This window comes from Halomicrococcus pelagicus (assembly GCF_050954125.1).
The window spans coordinates 41446-54280 of record NZ_JBPBWC010000010.1 but is presented as its reverse complement, the minus strand read 5'-3'; the positions used below and the strand labels follow the sequence as shown (position 1 = coordinate 54280).

The following is a 12835-nucleotide window of genomic DNA, read 5'->3' as shown; positions in this document are numbered from 1 at the left end:
TCGGGACAGTCTCTCTCGGAATTGCGATCAGGGCTCGGAGTCTAAGAAGACGGAGAACAGAAATAAAACTAATAATACCTCTAATGATTCACTTGACACAAGTATGCGAGAACAAGCAGTACTTCAGTTGACTGCTGCCCTAAAACTCGTACGTCTCGCCCGCACTGCAGAGGTGTAAATCTGTGCGGGCCAGCGGTCTGACTGGTACGGCGCTTGAGGTCCATAGTCGAGTAGCGCCCCTTGGACGACCGCTGGCCCTCGTATGTTTGTTCGGAGGCTACGGTGCGATTGCGACGAGCATTGTCGCACCAAATGTGCTCTATTCAATAATTAGTATAGTCTCGGGTACAATTTTTCTCCCGGTCGCCTACTTCGTTACATTCGTCTATCCAGCAGCCTACGCGATGCTGGCGCTCACAGCCGCATTCGGCGTCGTCAAAGACCAGTCAAATGGGTCAAATTGGAACTACCGAAATCGTATCCACGTCTACTTGGCCGTTGCATTCGCCGACTGGGCGATTCACCAATTCCTCTACCTCCTATTCCCGCTTACACTAATTTGGGGATACCTCTCGCTCACGATGGGAATTATGTACGCCATTCCGGTTTGGGGGATGGTCTGTATCGCCGCTGTCGGCGTTCTCGTCGGAAATCGATACATGTGGTACCACAACCCCGATAATTTACCCGAGGGTGCTGAACAGCTAGGATAGCCCAAACGATGCCGCCTCGAAACTCTTTGTCGCTGTCGACGTTCCTAACGAGTAGCATCAAGACGTGAAGAATCCAGTTTTGACGTGACCCCACGGGGTTGCAGAACGCGAGAAATGAATCTCCAAAATTGCACACGCCCCTCGACCAGGACGTGTGCAGAACGGACTGATTTCGAGCGTGTCTCTTAGGACCTGAACGATTGAGCAGGTCGAAACGCGACTACCTTTATATACGAACTCGGTTCCAGTGGGAGGACACCTGGAACATACGGCGGAGAACAACCCGGACGTGGACGACGTCGATGAACTCCTGTGGCTACTCGTCGCCAAGCACACCGATACGCTCGAACACCTTCGACCGCCGGACACCCCCGACGTAGTTAATAGAAACCCTGCGCTGTCGGTGGGTTTGGTTTCGTTCGATGAGGTAGTGGGGTCGGAGGGATTTGAACCCCCGATCGACTGATATCTCCGGTGCGCCTCGGAACTCCAGAGGGTCGTCAACGCGAGCGATGATCAGTCGCCCGCTCGGTATATCAGCTGGAGTCTCGTCCCGGGCGCGTGCCTCTGGAGTCAGTCGCCATGCCGGGCTTGGCCACGACCCCTCGCCAGTGAATTGGGCGAAATCGCCTAAAGGGGTTTCGATTTCCTACTCCTCGCGGGCCTTCCAGTCGCACTCCTGGCACTTGTAGCCCGTGACGAACGCCGTCACGCTCGGCATGTATCCGACTTCGAGCACGTCGCTGCCGCAGTCGGGGCACTGCCGGTCGGCCTCCTCGATGTCCTCGGCGTCCATCACGGACTCGCCCTCGATAATCTCGGCCAGCTTCGCTGGCGTCACCATCCGTCCCTGCACGACGCGGTTGTCGGCCATACTCGTGTTCGGGGCCGGGGGTGGAAAAGCGTTACAGCCAGGGTTTGCGCTCGCCGTCGGACTCGGTGGGGTAGCCGTAGTCGGCCTTCCCCGTGTCGTCGTCGCCGTCATCGTCCGACAGGAGGTCGACGTCCCGCGACGCCTCGGCGATGTGGCCCGCCGTCACGGGGGTCTGGCCCTCGCCCGGCCCGTCGGAGACGTCCGCGAGCACGCCCGCTTCGAGCCGTGCGCCGTCGGAGCGGCCGCTGCCGTCCGTCACCGTCTTCGCGTCGGCGGCGGCCGCTTCCGCGGGCGTCGCTCCGGGGTCGTCGTCCGACGACTCGACGACCTCGCCGTGTTCGCCGGGGTCGAGAGCCAGCAGCACGGCGACGGCGAGGACGGCCAGCGCCAGCGGCGCGTCGCTGTCGACCACGTGGAGTATCGACAGCGGGAGGACGCCCAGCGCGACGGCGCTCCCGAACCGGAAGCGGTCGATGTCGACGACCTCGCGCAGGCGCGGCGCGAGCAGCGCGACCACGAGCGCGAACGCGACCCCGCTCCCAGCGGCGGCGACGGCGTGGATGACTCGCGTCATGTTGGGGTCGGTGACGAGTTCGAATCCGGCCGGCCGGAGGCTGGCGAGCATGCCGAGACCGATGATGATGCCGGGGCTGGGGAGATACTCCCCGATGCGCGCGCTCGCCGTCTTGGCGGCGATGGCGGCGATGACGAGCGCTGCGAACCGCTCGAACACGTGCATGTTCAGGACGCTCTCGATGGTCGGCGCGAACGCCGCCTCCAGGGCGGCGATGGCGATGATGCCGGTGCCGACGAGCAGGACGCTCGCCGCCTGTTGGCGGGGCGTCCCGTCCATCTCGGCGAGGATGACGGCGACGGTGGCGCTGCCGCCGAACACCAGCAGGCCGACCTGGACGATGCCCGCCCAGGTGTCGAGCGCCCCGGCGAGCACCATCGCCGGGAAGATACCGTCCACCAGGGGCAGTCCCATCACCGTCGCCAGCAGCTTCGTCTTGCCGCCTACCTGCCTCTCGAGGCGATAGGCGACCGGGTGGCGTGAACTACTCATTCACTATCTGGGATGGCCCTGACCGTCGGGCGAACGGCGATAGCTCTCGCGGTACGACGAGCCGTGGCGTCCGAACCGAAATCCGAATCGGACCGCGAGTTTCTCTACCAGTGTCGGGAGCATCGTCGGAAGGAAAATGGTCGGGTTGCTGGAGGCGGCGTTCTTCGGACCAGCAGTGCGCTCCGCGAGGGGACTGGTAGAGTCCATATCAAATGATACCGTCGTTTTGGTCTTAAGCGTTGCGTGTGAAACGGCCTCATTGAGCGCGAAAGTGAAAGACTGACCCGTAATCCGGTTACGAATCGTCGACGGATTCTGCGGACCGCTGGCGAGTCGTCAATGTGAATGGTTGTCAATGAACTATCGTCGGGTCGGTGCATCGTCGCCGGTGCGCACACCCGGTTCGGCCCCGTCGCCGACGGGTGGCGGTCGACGAGGCGGGCCGACGAAGCGACCGCACTGGCCGGGCTGTACGCACGCTCGTGTACATCGAGCACTCGCCGAGGGAGGATGAAGCCACAATCTCGCAACGTTTTTCACGTGGGGCCACGTTCGATTTACATGGCGAACGATTCTCATCACGGTGGTCCGTTCTCCGAGAAACTCCGCGTACCGGAGGCGCTCACGTTCGACGACGTGCTCCTCCGTCCGAAGGAGAGTCACGTCGAACCGGACGACGCCGACGTGAGTACGCGCGTCTCGAAGTCCGTCGAACTGGAGGTCCCGGTCCTCTCGGCGGCGATGGACACCGTCACTGAGAGCAGGATGGCGACCGAGATGGCCCGCCAGGGCGGCCTCGGCGTCCTCCACCGGAACATGGACGTCGACGAGATGGTCGAGGAGATAGAGGAGGTCAAGCGCGCGGACGAACTCATCATCCGCGACGTGGTCACCGCGAACCCCGACCAGACGGTGCGAGAGGTCGACGCGATGATGGAGCGCGAGGGCGTCAGCGGCGCGCCCGTCGTCGGTGACGACGGCCGCGTGCTCGGCATCATCTCCGGCACCGACATCCGTCCGTACCTGGAGGTCGGCGAGAGCGACGAGGTCCGCGAGGCGATGACCGACGAGGTCATCACCGCCACCGAGGACGTGACCGCGCGCGAGGCGCTCGAGTTGATGTACGAGCACAAGATCGAGCGCGTGCCCGTCGTCGACGACGAGAACCGCCTCACCGGTCTCGTCACGATGCAGGTCGTCCTCCAGCGCCGCGAGTACACCGACGCGGCCCGCGACGAAGAGGGTCGCCTGCGCGTCGGCGTCGCCGTCGGTCCGTTCGAGACCGACCGAGCGACGGCGGCCGACGAGGCGGGCGCGGACGTGCTGTTCATCGACTGCGCGCACGCGCACAACCGGAACGTCATCGACGGCGCACGCGACATCGGCGAGGCCGTCGAGGCCGACGTCGTCGTCGGCAACATCGGCACGCGAGAGGCCGCGGAGGACATCGTCGACTTCGCCGACGGTCTCAAGGTCGGCATCGGCCCGGGTAGCATCTGTACGACCCGGGTCGTCTCCGGTGCCGGCATGCCCCAGATAACCGCCATCGCACAGGTCGCGGACGTGGCGAACCAGCACGACGTCCCCGTCATCGCGGACGGCGGCATCCGGTACTCCGGCGACGCCATCAAGGCCATCGCCGCGGGCGCGGACGCCGTCATGCTCGGCTCGTACTTCGCCGGCACCGACGAGGCCCCCGGCCGGGTCATCACCATCGACGGCAAGAAGTACAAGCAGTACCGCGGCATGGGCAGCGTCGGCGCGATGACGACCGGCGACGGCGACCGCTATCTCAAGGACGAACCCGAGGACGACGAGGAGTACGTCCCCGAGGGCGTCGAGGCCGCCAAGCCGTACACCGGGACCCTGGAGAGCGAACTCCACCAGCTCGTCGGCGGGATGCAGTCCGGCATGGGCTACGTCGGTGCGGAGACCATCCCGGCGTTCAAGGAGCGCTCGGAGTTCGTCCGCGTCTCCTCTGCCGGCCAGACCGAAGGCCATCCTCACGACGTGATGATTACGGACGAAGCGCCGAACTACAGCCCCGGCGAGTAGCGACCGACGCCTCCCCCGAAAAAACGACTTCTTCGGAACACCGTGCGGCGAGCGTCACGCCGCCGCGTCGAAATCCGTCTACGTCCCGCCGGTACACCGCGGGCTACACGTCTCGTTCTCGGCGGCGTTCGCGCCCGGAACCGCCTTGAACTCGGTACCACACTCGGTGCACTCGTAGGTCTCGAACTCCGGCATGTGCGGTGGTTGGCGGTTCGAACCTAAAATCGATTACGGGGGTGGGCGTCGTCCCCGTCGAACGCGGGGCTCGCAGGCCAGCGGGACGCTTTTCGTTCGCGCACGACCGGCGCGTCTCGGCGAACGAGTTCGATACGCTTTACCACCGGGAGCGTCTCCCCACCGTCGATGGTACGCTGCGAGCAGGAGAACTGCGGGTGGGTCGCCATAGCGCCGTCCGAACGTGCCGCGTGGCGACAGTACGAGGAACACGTGCTGGCCGAACACGTCGAATCCGTCGAGGCCGACGTCCCCGACGGTCATGTCCAGGTGAGGACCGACGACGGCGAGTGGACGACCATGGAGATAGAGGAGGCGAAGGACGGCAGCGGCGACGAGTCGCCGGAGTGAACGGACCGCTCTCGCACGATTGCGGAATCCGATTTTCTTAAATATTGTGGCCGTAAACTACCGCAAGACCACGGGGCATGTTGATTACAGAGTTCACCCTCGACCATCCGATTCTCCGGCAGACGCTGCGTTCCAATCGGGAGACGACGGTCCTACACGAACGATCGAACGCAGTCGACGACGACCGCGTTCGCATCCTCTTCTGGGCGGAGGGTGGCGACCTCGACGCGTTCGAGAGCGCACTGAGCGAGGACCCGACCGTCACCGAACCGAACCGGGTCACGACGATCGACGACCGGCGACTCTACCAGGTCGAACTCTCGGGCGAGGGACTGGAGAGCAGCGTCTATCCGATGCTGGTCGAGGTCGGCGGCGTCAACCACGAGGTCGCGGCCACGCACGAGGGCTGGGAGTTCAAGACGTCGTTTCCGGACCGCCCGTCGCTAGAACGCTTCCACGACTACTGCCGGAACCACGACATCGACATCGAACTGCACCGGGTGTACGGACAGCAGTCGACCGGCGACGGGGGCGAGTTCGGACTGACGGATGAACAGCGGGCGGCGCTCCGAACTGCGTTCGAGGCCGGCTACTTCGAGATACCGCGCGACGCCTCGCTCGAGGAACTCGGCGACCACCTCGACATCTCGGCGAACGCCGCGTCGAACCGGTTGCGACGCGGGACGAAGACGCTCCTGAAGAACACCGTCTGCGACGAGAATCGACGGGTCGCGTCGGAGTCCGACCACCGCGCCTGACGACCGGGCCGGCGCTCGCTCTCGCCGCTTCTCCGACGATGCGGCCGCGACCGAACCGTGGCCGCGCCGTCGCTCGTCACTCCTCGCTCTCTTCGCTTCCGTCGGTCGCTGCCGCGTCGCCGAGGAGCGAATCCACGTCGGCGTGGTCGTGGAGGAGTTCCCGCATGCGCTCGACCGTCTCGGCGTTGCGAGTGCGTCCGCTCCGCACCACGTCCTCGGCGCGCTCGACGGCGGTCAGCGTGTCGGTCTGGACGAGCAGGACGGGAACACCCTTCTCCTCGGCCTTCCCGACGACCGCGCCCGGCGGCCGGAACCCGCCCGTCAGGATGAGACACTTCACGCCCGGCGCCTCCAGCGCGACCGTCTGGAGGTCGGGGCGGTCGCCGCCCGTGATGAGCGCGGCGTCCTTCGTCCGGCGGAGGTGGCGTAGCGCCGAGTCGCCGCTCATCGCACCGACGAGGAACCGCTCGACGAACGCGTCGGTGTCCGCGTTCGTCAGCACGTCGGCGTTCAGTTCCGCGGCGATGTCCTCGACCGTGACCCCCGCGAGGTCGCGTTCGCGCGGCACGACCCCGATGACGGGGACACCGCGGCCCTCGAGGAACGGCACCACGTCGGTTTCGAGCGGGTCGAAGTTCGCGTTCTCGACGGCGTTGAAGAGCACGCCCGCGAGGCGGTCCCCCACGTCGTTCGCGGCGGCCAGCAAGTCGTCGACGTCGCCGGCCTGCCCGTACTTCGAGATGAGTAGGACCTCGGCGTCGAACAGGTCGGCGACCTCGGGGTCGGTGAGGTCGACGATGCCGCCGGTGGTCAGTTCTCCGCCGCCCTCGACGACCATCAAGTCCTTGTCCGCCGCGAGCGATTCGAAGCTCTCGCGGACCTGCTCGCGGAGTTCGTCCGGGTCCTCGCGCCCGCGAATCGCGCTCTCGATGAACGTCGGCGAGTAGACCACGGGTTCGAGTTCGTGCATCTCCGCGTCCAGGTCGAGTAGCTCGCGGGCCAGCATCGGGTCCTCGTCCAGGGTCTTGCCGACGTTGCTCTGGAGGCGGGTACCCTTCGGTTTCATGTAGCCGACCGACAGCCCGCGCTCTTTCGCCAGGCGAGCGAGCGCGAGTGCGACGGCCGTCTTGCCGGTGCTCTCTTCCGTTGCGGTGACGAGTATGGTTTTCGTCATAGTTTGTCGGTGTCCACGGTCAGTCGCACGTCGATGGCCTGCACGCCGTCCGGCGTGGCGACCAGGGGGTTGATGTCCAGTTCCAGGATAGCCGGGAAGTCGGTGACGAGTTGCGAGAGGCGCTGGATGCTCTCGACGACGTCGTCGACGTCGGCCGGTTCGCGGCCGCGAGCGCCCCGCAGCAGCGGCGCGGCGTCTATCTCCTCGGTCATCTCGCGGGCCTCCCGCTCGCTGACGGGAGCGACCCGGAAGGTGGTGTCCTCGATTATCTCGACGAAGATGCCGCCGAGGCCGAACAGGAGCAGGGGGCCGAACTGCGGGTCGCGGTTCATCCCCACGATGGTCTCGGTCCCGGCGTCCAGGTCGACCGTCTCCTGGACCTGCACGCCGAGGATAGTCGCGTCGGGCTGGTAGTTGCGCGCCCGCGTCACGAGGTCCTCGTAGGCGTCGTACACGTCCTCGTTCCCCACGCCGACCTTCACGCCGCCGATGTCGGACTTGTGCAGGATGTCCGGACTGACGATCTTCATAACCACCTCACCCTCGATGTCCTGGGCGACGCTGACGGCGTCCTCGGGCTTATCGACGATGTCGCTCTCCGGCGTCGAGATGCCGTAGGCCGAGAGCAGGTCCATCGCTTCGACGCCGAGGCGGTTGTCGCCGCGTTCCTTCGCGCGGGCCAGCACGGCCTCCGCCTGCTCGCGGTCCACGTCGAACTCGGTCGGGGCCTCGTACGTGCGCTCGCTGATGTCGCGGTAGGTCGCCAGCGCGTCGAGGCTCCGGACCGCGCGCGCCGGGTCGAAGTAGTTCGGGATGCCCACTTCGCCGAGCACCTCCGCCGCACGCTCGGTTCGTTCGCCGCCCATCAGCACCGCGGCGACCGGCTTGCCGTGCTCCTCCTGCAGGTCGGCGACCTCCTCGGCGAGGTCGCGGAAGTCGATGACCGCCGTGGGTGCCGAGAGGACGACCGCCGCCCCGACGTTGTCGTCGGCGAGCGCGAGGTCGAGTGCCGTGCGGAACCGCTCGACGCCGGCGTCGCCGATGGTGTCGATGGGGTTGTAGATGTTCGCCTCCTCCGGCATCGTCTCGGAGAGTTCGGAGAGCGTCTCCTCCGAGAACGACGCCATCGAGAGGTCGGAGTCGCCGACGGCGTCGGTCGTCATCACGCCCGGACCGCCGGCGTTCGTCACGATGGCGAGGTCGTCGCGTTCGGGGAGGGGCTGGCCGGCGAGGATCTGGGCGTAGTCGAACAGCTCCTGGACCGTCTCGACCCGGAGGACGCCCGCCTGTTCGAGACCGGCCTGGTACGCCCGGTCGCTGCCCGCCAGCGACCCCGTGTGGGAGGAGGCGGCCTGCGCGCCAGCGTCGGTTCGCCCCGACTTCACCAGCACGATGGGGGTGTCGTCGGTCACCTCGCGGGCGGCGTCGACGAACGACTGACCGTCGTCGATGCCCTCCAGGTAGCCGAGGACGACGTTCGTGTCCGGGTCGTCGCCCCACGCCCGGACGAAGTCCGTCTCGTCGAGGACGGCCTCGTTGCCGAGCGACACCACGTCCCGGAAGCCGATACCCTGGTCGTTCGCCCAGTCGAGCACCGCCGTGATGAACGCGCCGGACTGGCTCATGAACGACATCGACCCCTGAAGTGCGTTCTCCGGGCCGAAGGTGGCGTTCAGGCCGACCGGCGTGCTCATCACGCCGAGGCTGTTGGGGCCGACGAGGTTGATGTCGTACTCGTCGGCGACCGACTGCAACTCGCGTTCGCGCGCTGCGCCCTCGCTGCCCGTCTCGCCGAACCCGGCGGTGATGACGACCACGTTCGGCACCCCGGCCTCGCCCGCGTCGCGGACCACGTCCACGACTGCGCCGGGCGGGACGACCACCACCGCGAGGTCCACGTCCGGCGCGGACGCGAGGTCGGGATAGCTTTGGAGGCCGAACACCTCGTCGTAGTTCGGGTTCACGGGCACCGTCTCGCCGTCGAAGTCGTCGCGCAGATTCTCGACGATGGCGCGACCGATGGAGCCCTCGCTCTCGGTGGCCCCGACGACGGCGACGCGCGACGGCGCGAACATATCGGAGAGTACGCGGTCACCCATCGTTCGGATGGTCGTCGAGTCAGGGGTTAAAAGTAGTGTCCGTTCCCTCGGAGTGGGAGGCCGCGGAGGCAGACGGTCGGACCGTCGGCGTCACGCGGGCCGCTCGGTCGGCCACGCCTCCGGCAACGACGGCGGGCGGCAGACGAAGTCGGCGGCCCCGAAACGGGCCCGCGGCGACCGTCAGCGCTCGGCGTCGTCGAGACGGGCATCGATGAACTGGCCGAGGACGGACGCGAAGCCGGTCTGGGAGCTCCAGATGGCCGTCTCCCGGTCGCTGTCGTCGAGCACGCTGATGAGGACGGTGTCGTCGTCGACCGAGAGCACGCGCCCGGCGCGGGACTCGTCGGGGGCGTCCGGCGGTTCGACGACGGGGATGTCGTCGAACCGCTCGTGGACGGACTCGTCCTCGCTGATGACGACGACCGAGACGCCGGCGTCGAAGCGCCGACGGAGCCCCTCGGCGATGCCCGGCGTCACCAGCGGGTCGCGCGACCCGAAGACGATTCGCTCCTCGGCCTCGTCGATGAGTTGCTCGACCCTGCTCGCGACGCCCTCGCGGCCGTGGATGGTCCAGACGTCCTCGCGCTGTTCGTCCTCGCTGCTCTCCTGACGGGCGGTTTCGAGGTAGTCGAACGCCTGCTCCTCGGTGCGTTCGAACCGGTTCCGGAGATGCGACCGCGCCTCCTCCAGGCCGACGGGACGGTACTGGAGGGGTTTCGACTGCTGGACCTCGACGAGTCACTGCTCCTGGAGGCTCTCGGCCGCGCCGTACACCTGCGAGCGCGGTACGTCCGTCGCCTGGTGGATGTCGCGGGCGGTCCCGGTGCCGAGTCGCTGGAGCGCGACGAACACCTTCGCCTCGTAGTTCGAGAGGCCGAGTTCTTCCAGGGCTTCGATGGCGTCGCTCTCGTCCATCAGTCCTCACCCGGGGTCGGCGTCGCGTCCGTGGTCTTCGTGTCCACCGTGCCCCGCGCGCCGGGGCCGAGATAGCGCGTCCAGACGACGAGCAGACTCGGCAGCACGAACACGCTCGCGAGGAACGCGTAGACGATGGTCAGCCCGGTGATGATGCCGAACTGCTGGAGCACGGGCAGGATGGCGAACGCGAGTACGCCGAACCCGCCGACCGTCGTCGCCGCGCTCCCCAGCAGCGCGCCGCCGGTGCCGGTGAGCGCCGTCTCCATCGCGTCCCATGCGGACCCGCGGCGTTCGAGTTCGACGTTGTACCGTTCGGAGAGGTGGATGCTGTAAGCCACCCCGAGTCCGACAGTGAGGCTGGTTATCATCCCCGTCAGGACGTTGAACGGCATGTCGATGAGATACATCGTGCCGAGGATCCACGTCACGCTGAACAGCACGGGGAGCAGGGTCACCGCACCGAGCGTCGCGCTCCCCTCTGTGATGCGGTAGACCAGCATCAGGAACGCGAACACCGAGACCATCGTGATGACGAGGCTCTGGATGACCGTCTCCAGCAACTGCTGCTGGACGATTTCGAACACGACGGGCTGGCCGGTCGCGGTCACGTCGAGTCCGTCGACCGAGTCCGCGACGTCGGTCATCTGGGCCTTGACCGCCGCGCTGCTCGCGCCGCCCTCTATGGAGACGGACATCCTGAGCGCGCGGTACTCGCCGTCCTCGCGGTGGACGACGCTCTTCGCCTGCGAGGGCGCGACCTCGTACAGGCGGTCGTACACTTTCTCCACGTTCCTGTCGGGCACGCCGTCGCCGTCGGTGTCCGCGGCCGTGAACGTCTCGTTGAACGACTCGTTCTGCGCCGCGACTTGCTCCATCACCGACAGCGGACTCGTGACCTCCGGGTCACCGTTCGAGAGGACCACGGTCACGTCCTTTTCCCCCGCCCGCTCGCGGAGTCGCTTCACCTTCTCGAGCGTCCGCGGTCCCGTCACGTCGCCCTGGAGCAGTAGCTGAGCCTGCGAGTTCCGGTTGACGAAGTTCTCGTTGACGTACTCCATGTTCGCCTTCGCCGAGTAGCTCCCGGGCCTGAACGGGTCGGGCAGGTCCTTCGTCCACCCCGGCGGGTCCTCCGCGAGGAACTCCTCCTGGGAGAAGCTGGTGTCGACCTGCGTCGCGCCGTACGCACCGACCGAACTGACGACCAGCGTGACCGCGATGACGACCTACGGGGCCTTCCGCGCGGCCACGGCGCCGACCGACAGCGCGCGACCGAGCGCGCCGCCGCCGCCGGTGCCGAAGGCGCGCTTCTTGCGGTCGAAGCCGCGGTTTTCCAGGAACTCGTCCACCTCGACCTTCAGCGCCGGGACGAGAGCCCCGAAGACGACGAGCGCGGCGACGATGCCGAACGAACTCACGACGCCGAAGTCCTGGATGGGCGGCAGCGGACTGACGAGGTTCGAGAGGAAGCCGATGACCGTCGTCGCGGTCACCCACGTCAGGGCCGCGCCGACGCCGACGAGCGCGACGCGCATCGACCCACGAACGTTCTCGGAACCCTCCGCGCCGTCCGCGGAGCGCTGTTCCCTGTGCCGCATGAAGACGTGGATGGCGTAGTCGATGGACAGCCCGATGAGGAGGACGGGCACCGCGATGAACATCTGGTTAAACGTGATTCCCGCCCAGCCCATGAAGCCGAACGTCCACACCAGCACCAGGGCGATGCCGAAGACGCCGAGCACGATGTCGAGCAGGTCGCGGTAGGCGACCAGCAGCGTGAGGACGACGAACAGGAGCGCCAGCGGGCCGACGATGGCGAGGCTGTCGGTCATCGACTGGTCTATTTCCTGGCTGATGATGCCGCTCCCGAAGACGAGCGCCTCCTGGTCCAGCGTCTCCTTCGCGACGGACTGGATGGCCTGCTGGGATTCGACGAGACCAGTCGACCCCATCCCCTGGGCCGCCTTCCCCTCCTGCTGCTGGAAGATTATCAGCATCGTCGCGTTCGCCTCCGTGCTTCCCGGCTCGTAGGAGGTGGTCATGAACGCGAACGACTGCGCCGCCATCCCGGTCGCGTTCTCGCTCAGCACCGACGTCAGCGTCCGGTCGATGGCCGACTGGTTCATCGACTCCAGTTGCGCTCTCTGTTCCTCGATGGTCGGCGACGACTCCCGCAGGGCCGTCCGCTGCTCCCGCAGTTCCGCTGACGACCGCCGTAGCTCCTCGTACTCGGCCGAGAGCACGCCGCGCGTGCCGAGCCGGTACACCTGCTGGAACTGCGAGCGAATCTCGGCCGACCGCTCCCGGTAGGCCGACTCGTTTATCTCGCCTCGCTTTCGGGAGGCGTTCAACCGGTCCAGTTTCGCCTGCAGTCCTCTCGTCTGGCGGAACGCCTTCGTGAACGTCGCCGTCTGGTTCGCGGTCAGGTTCTCGGTCGCGTTCAGGCGAACCCGGCTCAGGTTCGACTCCAGACTCGTGGCGCGCCGCTGGTAGGTGGACTCGTTTATCTCCTCTCGTCGATAGGAGGCGTTCAGCCGGTCGTACCTGCTCTGCAGGGTCCGTGTACGGTTCAGCGCGGCGCGCAACTGCGCCGCCG

9 protein-coding genes, 1 tRNA gene and 2 pseudogenes are annotated in these 12835 nt (G+C 66.5%); 4 read left to right on the top strand and 8 right to left on the bottom strand.

The features are described from left to right. The first annotated feature begins 266 nt into the window (after nt 1-266). On the top strand, nt 267-713 hold the full coding sequence (locus ACRYA2_RS16945) for a hypothetical protein (RefSeq protein ID WP_433630678.1): 447 nt from the start codon (nt 267-269) through the stop codon (nt 711-713). 431 nt (nt 714-1144) lie between these two features. On the opposite strand, the gene ACRYA2_RS16940 is transcribed toward ACRYA2_RS16945, so the two are convergent. From ACRYA2_RS16940 to ACRYA2_RS16925, 4 genes are all read right to left on the bottom strand, one after another. Beyond that, a tRNA-Trp gene (locus ACRYA2_RS16940) sits at nt 1145-1318 on the bottom strand. 44 nt (nt 1319-1362) lie between these two features. Then, nucleotides 1363-1587 carry a DUF5795 family protein gene (locus tag ACRYA2_RS16935; RefSeq protein WP_433630676.1) on the bottom strand — a complete coding sequence of 75 codons (225 nt, stop codon included), beginning with the start codon at nt 1585-1587 and terminating at the stop codon, nt 1363-1365. 31 nt (nt 1588-1618) lie between these two features. Next, the gene (locus tag ACRYA2_RS16930) at nt 1619-2653 is read right to left on the bottom strand and encodes a DUF5794 domain-containing protein (RefSeq protein ID WP_433630674.1); all 1035 of its coding nucleotides are present in this window, start codon (nt 2651-2653) and stop codon (nt 1619-1621) included. A 3-nt stretch (nt 2654-2656) separates the two neighbouring features. Beyond that, a complete protein-coding gene (locus tag ACRYA2_RS16925) occupies nt 2657-2860 on the bottom strand; it encodes a DUF8099 family protein (protein WP_433630671.1) in 204 nt (67 codons plus the stop codon). A gap of 354 nt (nt 2861-3214) precedes the next feature. Here ACRYA2_RS16925 and guaB point away from each other — a divergent pair, with 354 nt between their 5' ends. The 3 genes from guaB (at nt 3215) to ACRYA2_RS16910 (ending at nt 6051) form a co-directional block, all read left to right on the top strand. Further along, nucleotides 3215-4708: an IMP dehydrogenase gene (gene guaB / locus ACRYA2_RS16920; protein ID WP_433630668.1), complete on the top strand. Its 1494-nt coding sequence runs from the start codon at nt 3215-3217 to the stop codon at nt 4706-4708. A gap of 363 nt (nt 4709-5071) precedes the next feature. Further along, the gene (locus tag ACRYA2_RS16915) at nt 5072-5293 is read left to right on the top strand and encodes a hypothetical protein (protein WP_433630666.1); all 222 of its coding nucleotides are present in this window, start codon (nt 5072-5074) and stop codon (nt 5291-5293) included. 77 nt (nt 5294-5370) lie between these two features. Beyond that, the gene (locus tag ACRYA2_RS16910; RefSeq protein WP_433630663.1) at nt 5371-6051 is read left to right on the top strand and encodes a helix-turn-helix domain-containing protein; all 681 of its coding nucleotides are present in this window, start codon (nt 5371-5373) and stop codon (nt 6049-6051) included. A 76-nt stretch (nt 6052-6127) separates the two neighbouring features. Here ACRYA2_RS16910 and ACRYA2_RS16905 read toward each other — a convergent pair whose 3' ends face one another. The 4 genes and pseudogenes from ACRYA2_RS16905 to ACRYA2_RS16890 all read right to left on the bottom strand — a co-directional run bounded on the left by ACRYA2_RS16905 (nt 6128) and on the right by ACRYA2_RS16890 (nt 12824). Then, a complete protein-coding gene (locus ACRYA2_RS16905; RefSeq protein ID WP_433630661.1) occupies nt 6128-7225 on the bottom strand; it encodes a phosphotransacetylase family protein in 1098 nt (365 codons plus the stop codon). After that, nucleotides 7222-9324, bottom strand: a complete 2103-nt coding sequence (locus ACRYA2_RS16900; protein ID WP_433630658.1) for an acetate--CoA ligase family protein — start codon at nt 9322-9324, stop codon at nt 7222-7224. The genes ACRYA2_RS16905 and ACRYA2_RS16900 overlap by 4 nt, the downstream gene beginning before the upstream one ends. 180 nt (nt 9325-9504) lie before the next feature. Beyond that, nucleotides 9505-10239: pseudogene (locus ACRYA2_RS16895) on the bottom strand (TrmB family transcriptional regulator). Further along, nucleotides 10239-12824 (bottom strand): annotated as a pseudogene (locus tag ACRYA2_RS16890) (efflux RND transporter permease subunit). The pseudogenes ACRYA2_RS16895 and ACRYA2_RS16890 overlap by 1 nt, the downstream one beginning before the upstream one ends. Between the last annotated feature and the right edge of the window lie 11 nt (nt 12825-12835).